The organism is uncultured Maricaulis sp. (assembly GCF_963975345.1).
Lineage (GTDB): Bacteria > Pseudomonadota > Alphaproteobacteria > Caulobacterales > Maricaulaceae > Maricaulis.
On sequence record NZ_CAXBGE010000006.1, the window covers coordinates 70,591 to 90,994 of the forward strand.

Genomic DNA, 20,404 nt, shown 5'->3' on the forward strand with positions numbered 1-20,404 from the left:
GCCTAGATTTTGATTGCACTTTTATCACGCATTCGTAGGCTGCTCGAATTCGGGGGGCTCAGCAATGCGTATGATGCAATATGTTCTCGCGGCAGCAATCGCTGCGGCTGCGACTTTTGGAGTCGTCTGGTACGGCCTCAATAACCCGCTACCCGACCCAGCGGTCCAGGAAGCCACAACCCCGGAAGCCACGGCCCCACTCACGGCCCCGCCCCGTCTGGTCCGCCGGGTGGATCCCGAAATCAGCTTTGGCGCGCGGCCCGATTTCGTGGTCAGGGTCGATGTTCCGCAGGCATCCGCGGACAACGCGGAAGGGCCGATACATTTCCTGCTCGGCGAAGTTCAGAGCCGCGCCTATCCAGACCGGATAGTCCATTATCAACGCATCGTTCTTGAACCCACTACGGGCGAAGCCGCCATCGCGCTGCGCCAGTTCCAGATTCCGCTGGATCCGGCATTGAGCACAATGACAATCCACGGCCTGACGCGAACCCGTGACGGGGAAGTGACCGACCTTACCGCTGAAATTCGGCACGATGTCGTCAGCGCCGATACCGCGCAGACAGCTTCGATCCTGACAGGCGCCGTTATTATCGTTCTCCGCCTGCCGCAATCGCGCCCCGGCGATGTCCTCGATCTGGACTACACGCTGGAAGAGCGGTTTCCGGTGCCCGGCTGGCGGCCGTCCCTTCGCCTCCCGCTTGCGACTATGGCCATGTTCGATCAGATCCACCTCCGCTCGATCTGGCCCAGCTCCAGCTTGCATTACGCCCTGCTGGGCGCCGTCCCGGAAATGACTGAAACCCAGGAGCACGGTCTCACCACCCTCAGTTTTGGCCCGGCCGCGTTTCAGCCGCCCGAGCCCGAACCCTTCACGCCACCTTGGCGGAATCCGCAACCGCAACTCGTTGCCAGTGCGTTTGAGAGCTGGAATGCCGTCGCCGTCTGGGGCGCCAGCCTGTTCCAGACCATGCCAGATGCCGATATCGAACGGATCGCCGCCGAGATCCGAGAGGCTCACACGGATCACGACGAACAGATTATGGCGGCGTTGAATTATGTGCAGCGCGAGATCGACTATTTCGCCATTACCCTTGGCCAGGGTGGCTACCAGCCGCTCCTGCCATCAGAAACGCTCCGCTACTCCGAGGGCGACTGCAAGGCGAAGGCGTTGCTTTTATTGTCCATTCTTGCGGATTTGGGCATCGACTCCCGGGTAGCTCTGGTGAGCTCCCTCGAAGGCCGCTCCCTGGATGACATGCCGCCCACCCCCCAGGCATTCGATCATGCGATCGTCACGCTGACGTCCGGCAATCGCCGCTACTGGCTCGACCCGACGCGAACCGAGCAAGGTGGAGGGCTGTGGGATCTTCCCGAGGAAGAATGGGGGCATGCCCTGATCCTCGACAGCCAATCCTTCGATCTCACCGCAGTCAGCACGCGGGCGCACCGGCTCCCCTATATAGATGTCGAAGACCGCTACTCGCTCCGATCCGCCTCGCGCGGTGACAATCAGGCTATCCTGCACGTTGAATGGCGTTTTCGCGGAGCCGCCGCGGACGCGGTCCGTGCCGCCTCGGTCACCCGCGGCGAAGATTCGATTGGAAACAGCCTGGCAGAGACCTATTCGGCCAGATTTCTTCAATCCGCGCCGATTGGGGAGCCGACGATTGCAGACGAGGCCGATGACGGCGTCGTGGTCAGGTTTGTCATGACCGTTACCCTGGATGATTTCAGCGCCGCCAATGCGAGCAAACCCGCCTACCTGTTTGCCGCCAACGCCGCCAACCGCTCGATCATACCCGTTGATCTGGCCGGGCGAGTGGCCCCGCTGATGTTGCCCTATCCCTATGACGTGCGCCAACAGGTCATCGTCAACCTTCCGGACGGCGCGGAAGACTGGGCCTGGCCGCTCCTGGAGAACGGGCCGACCGATATGGAATCGGCGATGCTGGGATCCATCCTGAGCACAAGCGTTGATAATGACGCTTTTTCGATCTCGGATTCCTACACCGTGGATGGCTTGACCATCAGTCTGACATCCCGAACCCGCATTTTCACCGCCGAACTCGACCCCGCGCTATTCTTGCGCACGACGAATGATTTGATGGTCGTCGATCCGGTGGCCTATTTTCTGGTCGGCGAGCGCGCATTATTGCAACCGGATCGCGGTGCGTCCCGCCGTTTGACCTCGCCAACGACCCATCCCGATTATCGAGACCCGGCGACGCCCTACTAGCCGCTAGCGCGGTGCGCGCTTGGCCAATATCCGCTGCAGGGTGCGCCGGTGCATATTGAGGCGGCGCGCCGTTTCCGAGACATTGTGATCGCACAACTCGAACACGCGCTGGATATGTTCCCAGCGCACGCGGTCGGCCGACATCGGATTGTCCGGCGGCTCTGGTTTGTCTTCCGGATGAGCGAGCAGGGCCTTGATGACGTCGTCGGCATCGGCGGGCTTGGACAGATAGTCCACGGCGCCGGCTTTCACGGCAGCGACGGCGGTGGCGATATTGCCATAACCGGTCAGCATCACGACGCGGCAATCGGGGCGCGAGGCGTGCAGGGTCTTGACCACTTCCAGCCCGTCGCCGTCTTGCAGACGCAGATCGAGCACGGCAAAGGCCGGCGGGTTCTGGCGGGCAACTTCCGCCGCTTCATCGACCGTTCCAACGGCCGACACGACAAAACCGCGCGCGGTCATGGCGCGACCCAGACGGGTGCGGAAAGGAGCGTCGTCATCCAGGATCAGAAGGGTCCGATCCTCGGGCATTTCATATTCGACATCGTCCACGTCAGGGTCCTCGCGAGTCGCCATCTATTCTTCCAACCTTACTAGCGGAGGATCGGCGCCGCCTCCACCCGGTTGCGCGGCCAGACGATGTTTACCTGGGCGCCGCCCTGGGGTGAAACATTGTCGAACATCACCAAGCCGCCGGTTTTCTCGATCATCGTCTTGGCAATAAACACACCCAGACCCAGCCCGCCCTGGCCCGGCGTGCCTGATCGGGTCGTGACATAGGGCTCGCCGATCTTGGACAGGATGTCGAGCTTGAAGCCGGGTCCGTCATCGCTGATCGAGACGTGCAGGTTTTCGCCGTCCCAGCTTCCTTCAACCGTGACGCGGGTGGCGGCGAAATCGACAGCATTCTCGACGAAGTTGCCAATGGCATAGATCATTTCCGGCATCCGCTCCAGCATGGGTGCGTGATCCGGTGAACTGGCCTCGGAGAGCTCGACATCAAGCATCGGGCCTAGACCGCGCAGTGGCGCGCTGGCCTCCTCGAGCGCGGCGAGGAAGCCGACCCGGTCGTGGCGCTCGTCGGAGACGATCTGCTCCTGGCTGAGACGTTTGAGAATATCGCGGCAGCGGCGCGCCTGCGTCACCATCAGCTCGGCATCCTCGCGCAGCAATTGATTGTCCTGGACCTCGCGCAACATTTCCTTGGCGGTCAGCTGGATCGTCGCCAGCGGCGTGCCCAGTTCGTGCGCCGCCGCCGCCGCCAAAGCGCCGAGGGCCGACAGGCGTTGCTCGCGCGACAGCACGCTCTGGGTCGCGGCCAGCGCGGTCGCCATGCGGCGGCCCTCTTGGCTGACGCGCCAAGAATAGACGGCCGTGAAAGCAACTGCGATGAAGATCGCGCACCACAGACCCAGGACATACATGTCGGGCAGGTGGATCACCTCGCCGGCCGACCAGGGCAGTGGCAGGCTCCACAGCCACATCAGGCCGGTTCCAGCCATTGCAATCGCGGCGACGCCGAGCGCCCAGCGTTGCGGCAGGGCCGCGACCGCGATGGTCACGGGCGCTGCCAGCATCACGACGAAGGGGTTTTGCAGCCCGCCGGTCAATATTAGAAGCGCGCAGAGCTGCAGCACGTCATAGCTCAGCTGGGCGAAGGCCTCCCAATCCTTGGCGAATTGCTGCGGCGGCACAGACAGGGTCAGCCAGATATTGATCCAGGCACTGGTCATGATGACGCCGAGACAGACGCCAATCGGCAATTGAAAGCCGAGGACATAATGCACCAGCAGCACGGTCAGGGTCTGCCCCGCCACCGCCAACCAGCGCAACATCACCAGCGTGCGCAGGCGCAACCGGCCGAAGACCGGCGTCAGATGCGCGTCACTGCCATAAGGGTCCCAATCGGCGTCACTCATTGGCTGGCTCCGGTCATGCAGCGAAGGCGATGGACAGGGGGATCGAGCCGTCCTAGCTTCGCAGCTGCAGCAAATTACGTCTCTCGCGGCATAACATGCTTTGTCCGCCTTGGGATAGTTGATGGAACGCTCATGAAACGCGCCTGGATCTGGTTGTTGATTGCCCTGCCCATGGTCGTGGTGATCGGGTTTTTCACGCTGATGCTCAACGATCCGGGCCAGCGCGAGACCCGGCGTGCACCAACGCGCACCAGCGGTGAAGCCCTGATTGGCGGACCTTTCACCTTGGTCGACCAGAGCGGCCAAACGGTCACCGACGCCGATTTCCATGGCCGCGCCATGTTGATTTATTTTGGCTATACCTATTGCCCTGATGTGTGTCCGTTCTCACTTCAGATCATGGCTGCCGCGCTCGACCAACTCGACCCGGAGCTGCGCGCCCGCATCCAGCCAATCCTGATCACGATCGATCCGGAGCGCGACACCGTTGAGCAACTGGCCCAATACGTCGCATCGCCGGCCTTCCCGGACGGGTTGATCGGCTTGACCGGCACACCGGAACAGATCGCCACCGTGACCACCGCCTACCGGGTCGGCTTCCGTCGCAGCGACGGAGAGACCGCAGATGATTATACTGTGGATCATACCTCCATCATCTATCTGATGGATTCAGAAGGACGTTTCGTTGACGTCTTCGCCCATGGCGCCGATCCGCAAGCCATGGCGGACCGACTGCAAGAATTCCTTGAGGAAGAAGGTTCATCCTCATGAGCATTGCCGATTTCGGTAGTGCCGGCCCCAGGAGAACTCATGCTTTATAGTGTTTACGAGTTAAACCACCTGGCGATGACGCCATGGCGCGCCGTCGCCAATGCCACCCGCCGCATGATGCAATTGCCCGGCAATCCGATGGGCGACACTTATGCTGGCCGTTCGGTGGCCGCAGCCGCTGACCTGTTCGAGTCCATGACGCGGCGCTATGTGAAGCCGGAATGGATGCTGGAGCCGGTCGAAATCAACGGCCACAAGGTGCCCGTCACCGAAACCGTCGTCTGGAGCCAGCCTTGGTGCAATCTGCTGCACTTCGTGCGCGACCCGGAGGCTCTCAAGGCGGCTGGCGTCAAAAAGGCCCAGCCCAAAGTTCTGTTCGTCGCCCCGATGTCGGGCCATTACGCGACATTGCTGCGCGGCACGGTCGAGGCCTTCCTGCCCGACCATGAAGTCTACATCACCGATTGGACCGATGCGCGCACCGTCCCGATCACCGATGGCCGGTTCGATCTCGACGACTTCACCACCTATGTTCGCGCCATGCTGACCGAATTGGGCGGCGACACGCATGTTGTTGCCGTCTGCCAGCCTGGTCCGCCCGTGCTGGCTGCGATCGCTTTGATGGCAGAGGACAAGGATCCCGCGCGGCCACTCAGCATGACTTTCATGGGTTCACCGATCGATACCCGCCTGTCGCCGACCGTACCGAACAAGCTGGCCGAGGAAAAACCCTATGAATGGTTTGCCGACAATCTGATCCACACCGTCACCCTGCCCAATACCGGGGCGATGCGTCAGGTTTATCCGGGATTCCTGCAGCTGACGGGCTTCATCAACATGAATCTCGACCGCCATGTTGACGCCTACAAGGAATATTTCGCCAATCTCGTCAAAGGCAATGGTGACGATGCCGACCGGCATAACGCTTTTTATGACGAGTATCTGGCCGTGATGGATCTGAGCGAGGAATTCTATCTGCAAACGATTCGTGACGTGTTCCAGGAGCACAAGCTGGCGCTCGGCACGCAGGAAGTAAAAGGCCGCCTCGTCAAGCCGGCCAGCATTACCGATATCGCCCTGCTGACCATCGAAGGCGAAAATGACGATATCTCCGGCATTGGCCAGACCCAGGCCGCGCACACCCTGTGCGCCGACCTGCCTGACAGCCTGAAGGAAGACTGGGTTCAGCCCGATGTCGGCCATTACGGCGTCTTCAATGGCCGCCGCTTCCGCGAACAAATCGCGCCAATGATGAAGCGTTTCATGGTTGAAAAGGGCGATTTGGCCCGCGCCGAACGCTAGACGGATAACGGCCGGCAGATCGTGGATCTGCCGGCCGTGTCTCTTGATCCAGGCATCAATCTCCGGCGGGCGGTTCCGCCGTGATGCTCAAGCCGAGTGCCGTGAAGTCGATCTGTTCGGCCTCGGCCTGGGCCATCAAATCACCTATCGTCAGAGGTGCCGGCGGCACCATTTCGATCACCAGCGCACCACCCTGACTGACAAAGCTCGTCAGCGCAGTTGCCGCCTCGACCAATAGCGCTCGCGGCACTTCAGGCGGCGCGCCCATCATACCGGCAGCGATCATCAGACCGGATTGGGCCCGCAATTCGTCCGGCGTCAGGCCTTGGCTTGCAGCCCCGGCACTGATGGCACGGTCGAGCAGGGACAGGTCTTCGAGGCGCAAGCCGAGCCGGTTGATCGTCAGCGGCGCAATCGCCTGCATCGTAAGCTCGGTCGTCTCTTCCGGCGTTTCCGCCACCGATATCTGCTCCGACAAATTGTGCATATTGGCCAGATATTCGCGATAACCGCCGAAGTCCTGCGCGAAGTCGAGGCGCAGTCCATCATGCAGTTCGAGATAATTGTCGCCAGTCGTGTAGGCCCGTCCCGCTTGGGAATCATAGACGGTATTGGCCTCAAGGCTCAGCGCGAGATCTTCATACCCAAGCATGCCGATCGCAGCCGCGAGTTCAGCCCCTGTCGCCTGCGCCGTGTCCGGCACAAGCCGCAACGATCCCATATGCGCGTGGGTTTCAAGCCGGTCATTACGCTCATCAGTGGTCATGACAAACTCGTCGAGCGTCACGGTCATACCAGGCGCCACGACATCGAGATCGCGAATCAAAGCGCGATCAAACAGGTCCATCTGGTCCTCGGGATCGGCGGCATAATAGGCGGATGTCAGCGCGGCCTCATCGGCACCAGAGGCAAGCGCTTCCATCAGGCTTGAATAGCTTGAGGTCTTCAGCCCATCGGCCGAGACTTCGGCCAAGCCAACTGTGACAGGCCCATCCTCGGTCTCCGCCTCGACGGCGAGGCCGAGAAATTCAAACCGGTCCAGCGCGTCGGCGGTGTAATCGCGGAAGGCGAGCCGATCGAGCCGCATCGTAAATACCTCACCGGGTTCACTGCCGGTTACAGCCAGATTATTCATCGCCAGCAAGCCAAAGCGGTAGAGATCCCAGCGTGAGCCGATTGCATCGGCCTCGTCGCCGCGTAGCAGACGACCCAGATCGGCCGACATTTCAGGGTTCGGCGCCTCCAGTGTCACCTGGTCGACCGAGAAACTGCCGTCGTCATCGCTCGCCGATACGCCTTCGAGCGCAAAGCTGTGCAGGAGCAGGTTCCCATCCGCATCGAGCCGCGGCGAGTCGAAGATCATGCGCGCCGCATGAATCTCCTGCGGCGTCGGATCACTGACATCGTCGGCAGATGCCGCATCCCCGTCGGTGGCCTCATCAAGGACAAGCACATCATCCGCATCGGGCGTGTAGTGGAAGGTCACATTCGTAAAGGTATAGATGCCGGACCGGAAATCTGCCCGTTCGAAGCTGATCCGGTTCTCATCGGTGTGATCGAGCCCGATCATCGCCAAGGCCTGGTCGGCGGCGCTGCGATCAAGGCGCGACATATGCTGCGCCTGGGCGCTGCCGACCGGTGCCAGTCCGGTCAAGAGAGCGGCGACTGCCGCACCTATCAAAGCGTGTTTCATACCATCCCCTTCGCTCAATCGTGGTGTTGGAACCCTATCTAACAGCCCAATTATGGCCTGTCGCGGGCAAGACTACCGGTCAAATGGGGGATTGTGCGGGGCTCAATCCCGGCCGAGGCTGGCGAGGAAAGCGGCGATGGGGTCGTCCTGGGGTGTCGCCGTGTCGTCAGATGCCGGGTCTTCGACAGACGGTTCGGCCAGCTGGAGCGGTACGCTCGACGGTTGCGCATCCAGTCCGGTGCGCGGCGCGGCGGTCATGAAAGCGCTGAAAATCCGGGCTGGCGGACCGCCGCCCGTGGCCCGGCGCGTCTGGGAATTATCATCATTGCCGGTCCAGACAACGGCGACCAGATCACCCGCGAAACCGGCAAACCAGGCATCGCGAAAATCATTGGTGGTGCCGGTCTTGCCGCCAACGCTCAGCCCGGCAACTGCCGCGCGCCGGCCGGTGCCCGAGCTGACGACGGTGTGGAGCAGATCATTCATTTTGCCCAGCGTGTGAGCATCCATCACGACCTCGCCCGAGGCGGGCGGTGCGGCATACAAAACCTCGCCATCGCGGGTCTCAATTGAGGCGATGCCATAGGCTCGAGCGCGGTAACCGCCATTGGCGAAGGGCGTGTAGGCCGAGGCCAATTCCATCGGCGTGACTTCGTGCACGCCCAGCGCCAGCGACCGGTCAGCCCGCAACGGGCTCTCTATGCCGAAGCGCGCCGCCAGCCGGGCAACATGACCGCGTCCGGTTTCTTCCGCGATCCGCACCGCGACAGAATTGGAACTGTGGGCGAAGGCCTCGCGCAGGCTCATCGGGCCGCGATATTCGTCATTATAGTTTTGCGGTGACCAGTCGCCGAGCCGGATCGGCGCGTCTTCGCGGATATCGTCCGGGGACAGGCCGGCCTCGAAGGCCGAGGCGTAGACGAAAGCCTTGAAAGCCGAACCGGGCTGTCGCTGGGCGAGCACGGCCCGATTGAACTGGGAGGTGGCATAGCTGCGCCCGCCGACCATCGCCCGCACCGATCCGTCGTGGGCCAGCGCCACCAGCGCGGCTTCACCGGCCCCGAGTGCGAGGTCTGGATCATCCATCACAGCGGCAACGGCGCGCTCCGCCGCGCGCTGCGCATCAACATCGAGCGTGGTGCGAACGATCAGATCGCCATGATCACCGCCAACCAGCGCGCGCACATCCTGCGCGACCCAGTCGATGAAGTACTGCGCGCCCGGGCTGGACGCACCGCGCGAGACCCGGATCGGTGTTTCGGCCGCCTCGATGCGTTCCTGTTCGGTGATGCGGCCGGTCTGGGTCATCAGATCGAGCACCACGGTCGCTCGCGCCGCAGCGCGCTGGGCGTCATTGACCGGGCTATAGCGCGAGGGGGCTTTCAGGAGGCCGGCCAGAAGCGCCGCTTCGCCGAGATTGAGCTCGCTGGCCGTCTTGCCGAAATAGCGCGTCGATGCCGCCTCAATGCCCCAAGCGCCGCCGCCGAAATAGACGCGGTTGAGGTAGAGCTCGAGGATCTCGTCCTTGGTGAAGCGGCTCTCGAGCCAGAAGGCGAGCATCACTTCCTGCACCTTGCGCCGGATCGTGCGCTCGGAGGTGAGGAAGAGGTTTTTCGCCAATTGCTGGGTCAAGGTCGATCCGCCCTGCACCACATGTCCGGCGCGGATATTGGCCAGCAAGGCGCGTCCGGTGCCGATCAGGTCGATTCCGAAATGGCTGTAGAAACGGCGATCCTCGACGGCCATCACGGCGTCAGGGACATAATCGGGCAGATCCTCGATCACCGCCAGGCGGCCATGGGCTGAGCCCCGGCGCGCAATCAGCCGGCCATCATGATCGTAAAAGGCCAAGCTGGGTGCACGCTCGACTTCAATCAGGCCGGAGGTGTCGGGCAGATCGCGCGCGATGGACACCAGCCAGCCTGCCATGCCCAGTCCGACCAGCAGGACGAGGCTGACAGCCACCCGCCACAAGCCACCCCCGCCGCGCGGCGAGCGGCGTTTGGCTGGCGCGCGCGCTGCGGGCCGATTGGCCCGCGTCGCGTCAAGCGGGGTTGCAGGCCTGCGGGCCATGGCGTGTCCTTGACGAATGACGAAGCCTTCATCTGCGGGATTCGGAGTTAATTCCCGATGAAGAGCAGCGCTTGCTGACTTGCCCCGGAAGCCTTCGCGCGCCAACATGCGGGCAAAGGGGATTTGTCATGTCCATCAAGCGTTCTGTTGCACTTTTGACCCTGCTGCTCGGCTCACTCAGCCTGTCCGGCTGTATCGGCCTGTATGAGGGCGCCGACTCGGTTTGTCCGCACGGCGATCCGAATGCCGATAACTGGCCCTATTGCGGTGCGGCCCAACCGGGCGGCTCGCAGCCGCGCCACATGGTCGAACCCGATCACGGTCAGTAGTCAGGCGCTTTCGGCCGCAGCGTCGAATTCGCTCTCCGGCTCGGCCGTCGGGGTCACGGCCCCGGCCTGACGCGCAAAGCGGATCAGGACTGTGCCGGCCGCATCGGGCAATTTGGAGCTGCCACCCAGCAGGGCGACGCTGCCATTTGGCCGCCGCGCGAGGATGAAGTCGGCACCGTCGCCGGCGTCCTCAAGGCATTGCTCGAGCGAATATTCGTCGGTCAACCGGGTAGACTTGAACCGCCAGCCACCCCACCAGTCCCGCGCCAGCCCGTCATAGCCGCGGCCGCGGCGGATCAGCGTCCGGCCACGCGCGGTGAAGGCGATGGCGCGCGGATCTTCATCCAGATTCGTCGACTCAACCGCCCCGTCGAAGCCGGAGAGCTGGAACACATGGCTGCGTCCCAGTTCAGGAGCGTATTCGATACAGACCAGCGCATTATAGGCATCATTGGGCGTCACCGCGAGCAAAGCAGAGAAGCGCGAGGGTTCCAGTCGCCAGTCGGCGGTCTCTGACAGCACTTCGCCGTAATAGACATCATGTCCGGCCAGGCGTGCCGCCCGCAAACGCCGCCAGCTGGTGTCGGCGATAGTCACCGGCACGTCGGCCTTTTTCAGCGCATCGGCCAAGCCCAGGCTCCAGGGATTGGCACCGACGATCAATAGCCGGTCCGGGCCCGTTTCCGACAGGCCAAGCCAGCGGGCCAGTGGCGCGACGGCAAAGCCGCAGCCGAAAACACTGGCAAACACAGCCAGAAATACCAGGGGCGCGAGCACCGCTGCATCCTCGCGGCCGCCCTCAAGCAGGTTGACGGACAAATGCCCCGCCGTCGCAGCTGCCACGACACCGCGAGGACCGATCAGGCCGACGAACCCGACTTCGGGCAGGTTGAGGCCAGAGCCCAGCGTCGCCAGAAACACAGCGACCGGACGCACCACAAGGATGATGGCGGCAACGGCGGCGAAATGCTGCCAGCCGAGTGAGGTCAGGGCTGCCGGTGTCAGCGAGGCTGCCAGCACGACAAAAACACTGGCGACAAGGATCGAGGCGATACCCTCCTTGAAGCGGCGCATCTCCTCGATGGAGGCCAGGCGTGAATTGGCCACGACCAGCCCGAACACCGTGACGGCAACCAGGCCGGTCTCTGATGCGAGCGTGTCGGCCACGGCGTAGCAGACCAGAACCGCTGCCAGCACCAAGGGGGCTTTCATCGGTTCGGGGACCCAACCGCGCCGGAAAGCGTGCGAGAGGGCGACGCCAGAGGCGAAGCCGAGCGCGGCGCCGATGGCGATGCCGAAGGACAGCGCCAGGGCGGCCGTGCTCCAGCTATTGCCGAGTTGGGTCTGATGGATTGCTTCAAACACAAAAACGGCGGCTAGCGCCCCGATCGGATCGTTGACAATGCCTTCCCACTTCAGCACCGAAGCGATGCGCGGCGGTAATTTGGCCTGGCGCAACATGGGCAGCACCACGGTCGGCCCGGTGATGGTCAGCAGGGCGCCGATCATCGCCGACAAATCCCAAGCCAGACCGGCGATGAAGTGCAAGACCAGCGTCGCTAGCCCCCAACCGAGCGGAAAGGCGAGAATGACCATGCGGCGAACGGCAGTCGATGCATCGCGCAATTCGCGGAAATTCAGCGTGATGCCGCCCTCGAACAGGATAATCGCCACGGCCAGCGCAATCATCGGCCGCAAATAATCGCCGAAGCTCTCATCCGGCGTGAGTATGGGGTGTCCCAGTGTCACCGCTGCGATCGGGCCGAGCAGCAGCCCGGCGCCCATCATCAGCACAATCGAGGGCCAGCGCAGGCGCCAGGCCAGCCATTGGGCGGCGACACCTGAACCGGTGATGATCGCGATAGTCAGGGGAAGGTCAGAAGCAGCTTCTATCATGGGGCACCTGATAACGTGTTTCGGACCCGTCGTCGCCTGCCAGGCACGCCGAAGCACAGGGAGGCGAAAATGGAAAGTTTACCCTTCGAGGCCCAGACAGCCCTGGTCTCATTTACTGCAGCAATCCTGATTGGAGGGCCGGTTGCCCTGATCGGTGTCGACCGTGCGGTCACCGTCGCGCGGCTGGCCACCAGCTTCGCGATGAAGCGCCAACTGACCACCATGATCGGCCTTGGCCTTCTGGGTTGTCTCGGCGCAGCGGCCGGCGGTCTGATCGGCGCACCCGATGCGGCTGCGCCCGGTCTGCTCGCCAGCCTGTTCAACTAACGCTCTGATTTCGTTATCGGACGGGTCCAGCGGCATCTTCCGGCTTGTGCAGGAATTCGAATCCGATGGCGTGATCGCCATAATCTCCATTCTCGTAGAAATCGGCCTGCTGCGAGAACCAGACGGTCAAATGCTCGAACAGCGTGTCATATAATTTCACGAGCTGTTCGGCTCGAACCGGCAATTCGAGCGCAAACGTGCTGCCATTCTCGATCTCGATTTCCATCTCCGGCCCCTTCTTGGTGCAAGTCAGCACCACGCGCAGCCAGTCGCCGGTGCGTGAGACCCTGACGGCGAGACCGAAACTGATCGAATCCAGCGGCAGGAATCCCGTCCCTGACACTGAAAAGGCGCCGCTCTGATAGGCTTGCGGTGCCCATTCGCCGGTCGGCGGCACCAGATAGACGCAGACTGGCTCGCCGCCGGACAAGTAGCGGCAAAAGCCGGAAGAAACACTTTCGGCCACGTTTCTGACATGGGCATAATTGTCGAGGCTGAAGCGGCCATAGCGCTCGGCGGCGTCTGCCAGGACGTCAAAGTGGCTCGGTTCGGTCATTTCACTCTCCCGCGGATGTCACAATCAAGTTAGTGTGTTGCGATCACAAACGGGAGGGGCGAATGCGGTATTCCATCCAGGCAGCGGCGATTGGTGCAGCGATGGCTCTGACCGGGCTGACAGCCTGTGCCCCGCCAGCCGAACAGGCCCCTCATCTTTGGCAGACGCTGACCGGTGCCCCGACCCAAGTGATTGCCCATCGCGGCGCCAATGGAGAACTGCCCGAGCACACGCTCGAAGCCTACACGCTGGCGATCGAACAAGGGGCTGACATCATCGAGCCGGACCTCGTTTTGACCTCCGATGGCGTCTTCGTGGTGCGCCATGACCGTTATTTGTCAGACAGCACCGATATCGCTGACCACCCCGAATTTGCTGACCGCCGCCGCATTGTGGGCGATCGGGAAGATTGGTGGACCGATGACTTCACCCTCGCCGAAATCCGCACCTTGCGGGCGCGGCAAGTCCGCGAGGGGCGCTCGACCGAGTTTGACGGGCTCTATTTGATCCCGACTTTTGAAGAGGTGCTCGATCTGGCGGCGGCCCATGGCGTGGCGACAGAGCCAGAGGTCAAATCGCCTTCGCAACTCATCGCCGCCGGTCTCGACCCCTTGCCCGAACTGGTCCGTATTCTGCGTCAACGTGGTCTCGACACCGCCGACGCCCCGATTGCGATCCAGTGTTTCGAACCGGATTTCCTTGCGCGGCTGAATGGCGAGATCGACTCGCCGCTTTTGATGCTGGTGTTTCAGATGCAGGAACTTGAGCCGGGTCTCGACCCGCTGATCCCGACCGTGGCGCTGGAGGATATGGTCGCTTTCGCCGATGGCGTCGGGCCTTACAAGGCTCTGCTGGTCGATGAAGATGGCCAGGATACCGGCTTCATCGCCCGCGCCCATGCGCTGGGGCTGTTCGTCCACCCCTGGACTTTCCGCGATGATGATCCAGTTGGCGACGGCGCCGATATCGAGACCGAGCTGCGCCGGATCTATGATCTGGGCGCTGATGCGGTCTTCACCGATTTTCCGGCGACCGCTGTGCGGGTCCGCGATGCCATGGCTGCGGAATAGCCCGGGCTGTAACCCTCTATCAGGACATCAGACATGAAAATGGCGCGGGAGCTAGCTCCCGCGCCACAGAATCTTGCGACCCTTTTTTCAGACCTTAGTCAGCGAACTGGAGGTTCACTGCCTTAGGGCCTTTACCGCGACGATCCGGCTCGGTGTCGAAAGCGACTTTTTGACCGTCGCTCAGACCTGGCAGACCCGACGCTTGCACGGCAGAAATGTGCACGAAGACGTCATTGCCGCCTTCATCAGGAGTAATAAAACCAAAGCCTTTGCTTTGATTGAAGAATTTGACCGTACCTGTGGCCATGATGGGGGAACCTTCCCTGTATTCATGCTCCGCGTCCGGGCACAATCCATATTGTACACACCAGCGTCCCGGTGTGGGTGTTACGGACGTGAAGTCGGGGAAGGCTGAATTCGAATTGTCCGATGAACGAGGCATCGGATAGGCGATCAGTATTCCGTCCGGCCTATATGGCCGCCCGTTAGGAGGGGTTATACGCACACGTCCACGAAGAAATCAAATGAATCCGGTATGGCGCTTGGCAGCACCTGAGTCATAATCATTATCCGGAGGTGAGCGATGACCACAAATGACCGCAATCAATACCTGTTGTCCGGCGGCGCCCTGGCGATATCGGCCATCGCCATGGTTTTCAGCTTTCTGCAATTGCGGGCTGCCGACCGGGAATTGGAGGCCAATGTCTGGCCCTATGTCGATCTGTCGATCACGCTGCAGGCTGATCTGTTCGAGCTGGAATTGTCGAACAAGGGCCTCGGCCCGGCCCTGATCCACGAATTCCACATCGTCCAGGACGGGGTTGAGGTCGCTCATCCGCTCGAACTTCTGACCCTGGCCCGCTATCCCCAGTCCAACATGTCGATGACCGTCGCGACCGTGCCGGATTCCGTGCTCGCGGTTGGCGAGGAACTGACCGCCTTTCGCATCTCTGCCGAGGATCTGGGGCGCGCCTTGGGTCCGACACTCACCGGGCTCGAAATCCAGATTTGCTATTGTTCGATCAATGATGCCTGCTGGAATAATTATGCCAGCACCAGTTTTAGGGATCGTGCCGAGAGCTGCCAGACCCAGAGCATCGATCTCGACCGGGCCCTGCGGCAGTTTGATGAAGCCAGCCCTGAAACGGAGACGCCATGACCCGCCGCCGCTTCCTTGACCGCACTCACCGCAATCGCTCGCGCCGCGATCAGGCCAATCGCGGCTTCAATCCGGCCGGCATGATCCGCCTGGCAGGCTTCGGCGCAGCACTGGTCATCTTCCTCGGCGTCTATGTCGGCTTCGCCCGCCAGGGGGAAACCATCTATGACGGCCGCTGGGGCGTGCTGCAGCGGCTGATCACGCCGCTCTTCTTTGGCGTCAATGCGCTAGAGCTACTGGTTCTCCTCATCGTCGGCTTCGTCGCCTGGCGGATCTGGGCGCGGATGCGCTAGCCCACAAGGCCGCTTCTGCCTTGAAACTCCCATGATTCACCCCTAGCCACACACAGGCCCCGGGGCTATGTCCCTGCCTGATCGGCATGGATCAATTTGGGCACGGCAAAGGACGAAACCATGGGTGTACGGGTAGCGGTATTCGGTGCGACGGGCGCAGTCGGCAAAGAAATGCTCACGATTCTTGAAGAGCGGCTGTTTCCGGCCGACGCGATTCATGTCCTCGCCAGCCGCAAATCGATGGGCAAGGAAGTCTCCTATGGCGACCGCATCCTGAAATGCGTCAATGTCGACAGCTTCGATTTCTCGACCGTTGATCTGGTCCTGATGTCGGCCGGCAGCGATGCCTCACGGGAATGGACACCAAAAATCACCAAGGCCGGCGCGATTGTCGTCGACAACTCCTCCGCCTGGCGGATGGACCCCGATGTGCCGCTGGTGGTGCCGGAAGTAAATTCCGACGCGCTCGAAATGGTGACGAAGAAGCGCATCGTCGCCAATCCGAACTGTTCGACCATCCAGCTGATGGTGGCGCTGAAGCCGCTGCATGACCGTGCGACAGTTCTGCGCGTCAATTGCGCAACCTACCAATCCGTCTCCGGCGCTGGCCAGGCCGGGATGGATGAGCTGTGGACCCAGACCAAGGGCATTTTCGTCAATGATCATGCCGACCCGGTCGCCTTCACCAAACAGATCGCCTTCAATGTCATCCCGCACATCGACGAATTCATGGAGGATGGTTCCACCAAGGAAGAGTGGAAGATGATGATGGAGACCAAGAAGATCCTCGATCCCAAGATCAAGCTGTTCGCGACCTGCGCCCGCGTGCCGGTTTTCGTCGGCCATTCCATCGCCGCCCATATCGAGCTGGCAAACCCGCTCAGCGCCAAGGAAGCGCGCGCCCTGCTGCGCGAAAGCCCCGGTCTGATGGTGATCGACAAGCATGAGGACGGTGGTTACATGACGCCGGTCGAATCCGTCGGCGAATTCGCCACCTTCGTCTCCCGCATCCGCGAAGACCCGACGGTCGAAAATGGCCTCGCTCTGTGGATCGTCGCCGACAATCTGCGCAAGGGCGCTGCCCTCAACGCGGTCCAGATCGCCGAAGGCCTGAATAATCGCGGTCTGCTGAAACGGGCGTGATCGGCGGGTGCTTCGCCCGACATTTCTGCATCGCCGCCAATCGCAAGAAACGGCTCGCCATCGGGATGGTGACTGCTTAAGTGCGGGGCTTGATCGCACACGAGAGCCCGCCCGATGAGTGAAAACACGACCCCCGAAGTCCGCCGCGCTTTGTTTGCCGGCCTGGCCGGCTATCTGATCTGGGGCGTTTCGCCTCTGTATTTCCAGTTGGTCGGCTTTGCCGGGGCGCTGGAGATTGTCGCACACCGGGTGGTGTGGTCGCTGCCGATGCTGTTCGCGGCGCTGTGGTTTGCCGGCAAGCTGCGCCCGGCCTTCGATGCGCTGAAGGACAAGCGCGTCCTGCTGACGCTGGCCGCGACTTCCGTGCTGATCTCGATCAACTGGCTGCTCTTCATCTATGCCGTCATTAATGACCGCGTGCTCGAGGCCTCGCTGGGCTATTATATCAACCCGCTGATGAGCGTGGCCGTCGGCGTGGTCATTCTGCGCGAGCCGCTCGGACCGTGGCGGATTTCGGCGATCGTGCTGGCGACGCTGGGCGTGCTCAATCTGATCATCTCGGCCGGAACAGTGCCGTGGATCTCGCTGGCGCTGGCCGTCAGCTTCACCGGCTATGGCTATCTGCGCAAAACCGTCGCCGTTGATGGGCGCATCGGCCTGTTCTGGGAGACCGCCTTCCTGCTGCCGGTCGCGCTCGGCGCCGTGGTGTGGATCCAAATGTCGGGGCAGGGCCATTTCCTGCAGAGCCCGGCCCATGCGGGCCTGCTGATCCTTGCCGGCCTGATCACCATCGTGCCGCTGCTGCTTTACATTATCGGCGCGCGCGGGCTGCGGCTGTCGACCATGGGCTTGCTGCAATTCACGGCACCCAGCCTGCAATTCGCCATCGGGGTCATGAGCGGTGAAACCTTCACCTCGGCCCATCTGGTCACTTTCGTACTGATCTGGGCCGGCGTCGCGACCTTCGCCTGGAGCCAGTTGCGGCGCGAGCGGGTCGCTGTGGCGACAAATCCGTAAGGCTCGGATAGTCTGAGACTAAATGGAGACCTCATGAGCGATTTTCCCGCGCCGACCCGCATCAAGACCAATGGCATCGACCTGTCCGTGCATCTGGCCGGCCCGGAAGACGGCCAGCCTCTGCTGCTGGCGCATGGCTGGCCGGAGCTGGCTTATTCCTGGAAGAATCAGATCCCGGTGCTGGCCAAGGCCGGCTATCGGGTGATCGCACCGGATCTGCGCGGTTTTGGCGGGTCCGACTGCCCCGAAGGCGTCGAAAACTACGATGTCGACACGATGGTCGGTGATTTCACCGGCCTGCTGGATACGCTCGGGCATGAGAAGGCGGTCTTCATCGGCCATGACTGGGGCGGGATTCTGGTTTGGCACGCGGCGATGCTGGCGGCGGATCGCGTGCAAGGCGTGATCGGCGTCAACACGCCGCATCTACCGCGCGGGGCCGAGGCGCCAACGCATTATTTCCGCGAGATCGGCGGCGAAGATCACTACATCCTGCGCTTCCAGGAGCCGGGCCAGGCGGAAAGCGTATTCGAAGGCCGCGAGGATGATTTCTTCGCCTTCATCTTCGGCAAACCGCCGACGGCAGAACAATTCGAAGCGCTCTACCCGGCCATCACCCATATCCCGCGCCTGTTCGAGCAATTCAAAGGCCGCGAGGAAGACCGCATCGTGGTCGGCCCTGCGGACCGGAAAGTCTATGCCGACGCCTATCGCAAGACCGGCTTCGGTCCGGGCATGAATCTCTACCGCAATTTCGACGCCAATTGGCGCCGCATGGGCGGCGTCGATCACCGGCTGTCCATGCCGTGCAAGCTGGTCGCGGCCGAATGCGATTTCATGTTGCCGCCCAAGCTGGCGGCCTGGATGCCGGCGCTGTGCAAGGATGTCGATATCGACATTCTCGAAAATTGTGGCCACTGGACGATGTGGGAGCAGCCGGAAATGCTCAACGCCTATCTGCTGGAATGGTTGAACCGGCGCTTTCCGGCTTGAGTCCAGACCTCCAGCCCGTCCCTCAAACCCAGGGAGAAAGCCTTGAAACTCTTCCAGACCACCATCCTCGTGCGCGATTATGACGAGGCCATCGCTTGGTATCGTGACCAGATGGGTTTCGCCCTGATCGGGGATACAGCCCTCTCGCCGGACAAGCGCTGGGTGGTGATGTCGCCGGGCGAGGGCGGGGCGGAAATCCTGCTGGCGCGGGCAGCGGGCGGAGAAGAGCAAGCGGCGATCGGCAATCAGGCCGGCGGACGGGTTCTGGTCTTCCTGCAGACCGACGATTTCGAGACCGATTACACCCGCATGAAAGCCGCCGGCGTCGAATTCATCGAGGCCCCGCGCGACGAAGCCTATGGCCGGGTTGTCGTGCTGCGCGATCTCTATGGCAATCTGTGGGATCTGATCGGCGCGCCGGTCTGATCGCAATCAAAGGCAGCCGTAAAGCGCCTCGATCAAACGCAGCGGCCTTGGGTCGCCGGCGAGATGGTGTTTTTGCCGGTTCATCACATAGGCGGCGCTCAGGCCACGCACCGGATCGGCCATGGCGCAGGATCCACCCCAGCCGGAATGGCCGACCGCTGCCGGTTCCGGACCGTAAAACCCGCCATGGGTATTGCGCATCACGCCGGCTCCCCAGGACAGATCGAACGGCAAGACCTTGTCCGGTCCACAAACCCGCTCGCGCGTCAGCGCCTCCAGGGTCTCACTGGAGATGAAGCGCTTGTTTTCAAGCCTGCCACCATCGGCATAGACACTCATCAGCCGGGCCAGCGCCCGCGCCGTGGAATGCCCGTTGGCGGCGGGAAATTCATGCATGCGCCATTCGGTTGCGCCCCGGCGCCCCGGCGAGGACCAGGGCTTGAGGAAAGCCAGTTGGCGCACGGGCGTGGTCGGACCCAGATCAGGCAATTGCCGCGGCATGGCGTGTTCGGCGACGCGGCCATGCTCGCTTTCCGGCAGGCCGATGTGAAAATCAATTCCGCCGGGGCCGCAAATATCCTCACGCAGGATGGCGCCAATCGAGCGCCCATCGGTGCGGCGCGCCAAAACATCAACGATGAAGCCAAAGGTCACCGGGTGATAGCCTGAGCCGGTTCCCAGCTCCCACAGCGGCGTCTGGCGCGCGAGCTTGGCCTCGATCAGCTTGGCATTGAACCAGTCGGCGGCGTCCATTTCCTCGGACAGGCCCGAAAGACCCGCCTGATGCGACAGCGCTTGGGCAACGGTGACGGACGACTTGCCGCTGGCGGCGAATTCCGGCCAGAAATCAGCGACCGGCGCGTCGTAATCCAGCAGGCCGCGATCAACCAGGCGTGCAATCACCAGCGCCGCCACGGCCTTGCCGGTTGAGTAAACAGGCACCAGCGTATCGGCCTGCCAGAGGCGCGTCTTCTTGCGATCAGCCCAGCCTGCATGAATATCGACCACGAGCTCGCCGTCCAGCCTGACCGCGAAACCGGCACCGATCTCGTCCTGGTCAGCCCAATTGGCCAGGAAGGCTTCAGCGACCGGTTCGAAACCGGCGGCGACATGGCCTTCAAGCTCGGGCAGAGGGATGGAGATTGTATCTGTGGTCGGGTTGGAGGTCATGCGTTGGGCTATCCTGTTCGGGCGC

20 protein-coding genes are annotated in these 20,404 nt (G+C 62.3%); 12 read left to right on the forward strand and 8 right to left on the reverse strand.

Features of this window, described 5'->3' with window-relative positions; all coding sequences use genetic code 11:
• Window positions 1-64 precede the first annotated feature (64 nt).
• A complete protein-coding gene (locus tag AAC029_RS07970; RefSeq protein WP_339746093.1) occupies window positions 65-2,239 on the forward strand; it encodes a DUF3857 domain-containing protein in 2,175 nt (724 codons plus the stop codon).
• A gap of 3 nt (window positions 2,240-2,242) precedes the next feature.
• Here AAC029_RS07970 and AAC029_RS07975 read toward each other — a convergent pair whose 3' ends face one another.
• Together AAC029_RS07975 and AAC029_RS07980 are read right to left on the reverse strand one after the other, a co-directional pair.
• Window positions 2,243-2,818 (reverse strand): ActR/PrrA/RegA family redox response regulator transcription factor, encoded by a 576-nt coding sequence (locus AAC029_RS07975; protein ID WP_339746097.1) that lies wholly within the window; start codon window positions 2,816-2,818, stop codon window positions 2,243-2,245.
• Between the two features lie 17 nt (window positions 2,819-2,835).
• A complete protein-coding gene (locus AAC029_RS07980; RefSeq protein WP_339746099.1) occupies window positions 2,836-4,161 on the reverse strand; it encodes an ActS/PrrB/RegB family redox-sensitive histidine kinase in 1,326 nt (441 codons plus the stop codon).
• Window positions 4,162-4,293: 132 nt separating this feature from the next.
• On the opposite strand from AAC029_RS07980, the gene AAC029_RS07985 reads away from it, so the two are divergent.
• The gene (locus AAC029_RS07985) at window positions 4,294-4,932 is read left to right on the forward strand and encodes an SCO family protein (protein ID WP_339746101.1); all 639 of its coding nucleotides are present in this window, start codon (window positions 4,294-4,296) and stop codon (window positions 4,930-4,932) included.
• Window positions 4,933-4,971: 39 nt separating this feature from the next.
• Window positions 4,972-6,234: a polyhydroxyalkanoate depolymerase gene (gene phaZ / locus AAC029_RS07990; protein WP_339746103.1), complete on the forward strand. Its 1,263-nt coding sequence runs from the start codon at window positions 4,972-4,974 to the stop codon at window positions 6,232-6,234.
• 55 nt (window positions 6,235-6,289) lie between these two features.
• Here the strand turns inward: phaZ and AAC029_RS07995 are convergent, their stop codons facing one another.
• Together AAC029_RS07995 and AAC029_RS08000 are read right to left on the reverse strand one after the other, a co-directional pair.
• The gene (locus AAC029_RS07995; RefSeq protein ID WP_339746105.1) at window positions 6,290-7,927 is read right to left on the reverse strand and encodes a hypothetical protein; all 1,638 of its coding nucleotides are present in this window, start codon (window positions 7,925-7,927) and stop codon (window positions 6,290-6,292) included.
• Window positions 7,928-8,029: 102 nt separating this feature from the next.
• Window positions 8,030-10,000, reverse strand: coding sequence for a PBP1A family penicillin-binding protein (locus AAC029_RS08000; protein ID WP_339746107.1), 1,971 nt, complete (start codon window positions 9,998-10,000; stop codon window positions 8,030-8,032).
• Window positions 10,001-10,128: 128 nt separating this feature from the next.
• On the opposite strand from AAC029_RS08000, the gene AAC029_RS08005 reads away from it, so the two are divergent.
• Window positions 10,129-10,329, forward strand: coding sequence for a hypothetical protein (locus AAC029_RS08005; RefSeq protein WP_339746110.1), 201 nt, complete (start codon window positions 10,129-10,131; stop codon window positions 10,327-10,329).
• Here the strand turns inward: AAC029_RS08005 and AAC029_RS08010 are convergent, their stop codons facing one another.
• Window positions 10,330-12,225: a sodium:proton antiporter gene (locus AAC029_RS08010; protein ID WP_339746112.1), complete on the reverse strand. Its 1,896-nt coding sequence runs from the start codon at window positions 12,223-12,225 to the stop codon at window positions 10,330-10,332.
• Window positions 12,226-12,294: 69 nt separating this feature from the next.
• Here AAC029_RS08010 and AAC029_RS08015 point away from each other — a divergent pair, with 69 nt between their 5' ends.
• Window positions 12,295-12,552 (forward strand): hypothetical protein, encoded by a 258-nt coding sequence (locus tag AAC029_RS08015; protein ID WP_339746114.1) that lies wholly within the window; start codon window positions 12,295-12,297, stop codon window positions 12,550-12,552.
• A 13-nt stretch (window positions 12,553-12,565) separates the two neighbouring features.
• Here the strand turns inward: AAC029_RS08015 and AAC029_RS08020 are convergent, their stop codons facing one another.
• The gene (locus AAC029_RS08020; protein WP_339746116.1) at window positions 12,566-13,108 is read right to left on the reverse strand and encodes a hypothetical protein; all 543 of its coding nucleotides are present in this window, start codon (window positions 13,106-13,108) and stop codon (window positions 12,566-12,568) included.
• Between the two features lie 62 nt (window positions 13,109-13,170).
• On the opposite strand from AAC029_RS08020, the gene AAC029_RS08025 reads away from it, so the two are divergent.
• Window positions 13,171-14,178, forward strand: coding sequence for a glycerophosphodiester phosphodiesterase family protein (locus AAC029_RS08025; RefSeq protein WP_339746118.1), 1,008 nt, complete (start codon window positions 13,171-13,173; stop codon window positions 14,176-14,178).
• A gap of 94 nt (window positions 14,179-14,272) precedes the next feature.
• On the opposite strand, the gene AAC029_RS08030 is transcribed toward AAC029_RS08025, so the two are convergent.
• Window positions 14,273-14,485, reverse strand: a complete 213-nt coding sequence (locus AAC029_RS08030) for a cold-shock protein (RefSeq protein WP_176780173.1) — start codon at window positions 14,483-14,485, stop codon at window positions 14,273-14,275.
• 276 nt (window positions 14,486-14,761) lie between these two features.
• Between AAC029_RS08030 and AAC029_RS08035 the strand changes: the two genes are divergently transcribed.
• From AAC029_RS08035 to AAC029_RS08060, 6 genes are all read left to right on the forward strand, one after another.
• Window positions 14,762-15,337 (forward strand): hypothetical protein, encoded by a 576-nt coding sequence (locus AAC029_RS08035; protein WP_339746120.1) that lies wholly within the window; start codon window positions 14,762-14,764, stop codon window positions 15,335-15,337.
• Window positions 15,334-15,630 carry a hypothetical protein gene (locus AAC029_RS08040; RefSeq protein ID WP_339746123.1) on the forward strand — a complete coding sequence of 99 codons (297 nt, stop codon included), beginning with the start codon at window positions 15,334-15,336 and terminating at the stop codon, window positions 15,628-15,630. The genes AAC029_RS08035 and AAC029_RS08040 overlap by 4 nt, the downstream gene beginning before the upstream one ends.
• A gap of 120 nt (window positions 15,631-15,750) precedes the next feature.
• Window positions 15,751-16,773, forward strand: coding sequence for an aspartate-semialdehyde dehydrogenase (locus AAC029_RS08045; protein WP_339746126.1), 1,023 nt, complete (start codon window positions 15,751-15,753; stop codon window positions 16,771-16,773).
• Between the two features lie 114 nt (window positions 16,774-16,887).
• Entirely contained in the window at window positions 16,888-17,790 is a 903-nt protein-coding gene (gene rarD / locus AAC029_RS08050) for an EamA family transporter RarD (protein WP_339746130.1), read from the forward strand.
• 33 nt (window positions 17,791-17,823) lie between these two features.
• The gene (locus AAC029_RS08055) at window positions 17,824-18,783 is read left to right on the forward strand and encodes an alpha/beta hydrolase (RefSeq protein WP_339746132.1); all 960 of its coding nucleotides are present in this window, start codon (window positions 17,824-17,826) and stop codon (window positions 18,781-18,783) included.
• Window positions 18,784-18,825: 42 nt separating this feature from the next.
• Complete coding sequence (locus tag AAC029_RS08060; RefSeq protein ID WP_339746134.1) at window positions 18,826-19,209, forward strand: VOC family protein; 384 nt, start codon at window positions 18,826-18,828, stop codon at window positions 19,207-19,209.
• A 6-nt stretch (window positions 19,210-19,215) separates the two neighbouring features.
• Here the strand turns inward: AAC029_RS08060 and AAC029_RS08065 are convergent, their stop codons facing one another.
• Window positions 19,216-20,379: a serine hydrolase domain-containing protein gene (locus tag AAC029_RS08065; protein WP_339746136.1), complete on the reverse strand. Its 1,164-nt coding sequence runs from the start codon at window positions 20,377-20,379 to the stop codon at window positions 19,216-19,218.
• Window positions 20,380-20,404: the final 25 nt, after the last annotated feature.

Excerpts from the sequence above, each read along its gene's own strand:
- AAC029_RS07970 (WP_339746093.1), top strand. The coding sequence starts at position 65 with ATGCGTATGATGCAATATGTTCTCGCGGCAGCAATCGCTGCGGCTGCG.
- AAC029_RS08030 (WP_176780173.1), bottom strand. The coding sequence starts at position 14,485 with ATGGCCACAGGTACGGTCAAATTCTTCAATCAAAGCAAAGGCTTTGGT.
- AAC029_RS08055 (WP_339746132.1), top strand. The coding sequence starts at position 17,824 with ATGAGCGATTTTCCCGCGCCGACCCGCATCAAGACCAATGGCATCGAC.
- AAC029_RS08015 (WP_339746114.1), top strand. The coding sequence starts at position 12,295 with ATGGAAAGTTTACCCTTCGAGGCCCAGACAGCCCTGGTCTCATTTACT.
- rarD (WP_339746130.1), top strand. The coding sequence starts at position 16,888 with ATGAGTGAAAACACGACCCCCGAAGTCCGCCGCGCTTTGTTTGCCGGC.
- AAC029_RS08045 (WP_339746126.1), top strand. The coding sequence starts at position 15,751 with ATGGGTGTACGGGTAGCGGTATTCGGTGCGACGGGCGCAGTCGGCAAA.
- AAC029_RS08000 (WP_339746107.1), bottom strand. The coding sequence starts at position 10,000 with ATGGCCCGCAGGCCTGCAACCCCGCTTGACGCGACGCGGGCCAATCGG.
- AAC029_RS07980 (WP_339746099.1), bottom strand. The coding sequence starts at position 4,161 with ATGAGTGACGCCGATTGGGACCCTTATGGCAGTGACGCGCATCTGACG.
- phaZ (WP_339746103.1), top strand. The coding sequence starts at position 4,972 with ATGCTTTATAGTGTTTACGAGTTAAACCACCTGGCGATGACGCCATGG.
- AAC029_RS08010 (WP_339746112.1), bottom strand. The coding sequence starts at position 12,225 with ATGATAGAAGCTGCTTCTGACCTTCCCCTGACTATCGCGATCATCACC.
- AAC029_RS08025 (WP_339746118.1), top strand. The coding sequence starts at position 13,171 with ATGCGGTATTCCATCCAGGCAGCGGCGATTGGTGCAGCGATGGCTCTG.
- AAC029_RS07995 (WP_339746105.1), bottom strand. The coding sequence starts at position 7,927 with ATGAAACACGCTTTGATAGGTGCGGCAGTCGCCGCTCTCTTGACCGGA.
- AAC029_RS08040 (WP_339746123.1), top strand. The coding sequence starts at position 15,334 with ATGACCCGCCGCCGCTTCCTTGACCGCACTCACCGCAATCGCTCGCGC.
- AAC029_RS08035 (WP_339746120.1), top strand. The coding sequence starts at position 14,762 with ATGACCACAAATGACCGCAATCAATACCTGTTGTCCGGCGGCGCCCTG.
- AAC029_RS08005 (WP_339746110.1), top strand. The coding sequence starts at position 10,129 with ATGTCCATCAAGCGTTCTGTTGCACTTTTGACCCTGCTGCTCGGCTCA.
- AAC029_RS07985 (WP_339746101.1), top strand. The coding sequence starts at position 4,294 with ATGAAACGCGCCTGGATCTGGTTGTTGATTGCCCTGCCCATGGTCGTG.
- AAC029_RS07975 (WP_339746097.1), bottom strand. The coding sequence starts at position 2,818 with ATGGCGACTCGCGAGGACCCTGACGTGGACGATGTCGAATATGAAATG.
- AAC029_RS08020 (WP_339746116.1), bottom strand. The coding sequence starts at position 13,108 with ATGACCGAACCGAGCCACTTTGACGTCCTGGCAGACGCCGCCGAGCGC.
- AAC029_RS08065 (WP_339746136.1), bottom strand. The coding sequence starts at position 20,379 with ATGACCTCCAACCCGACCACAGATACAATCTCCATCCCTCTGCCCGAG.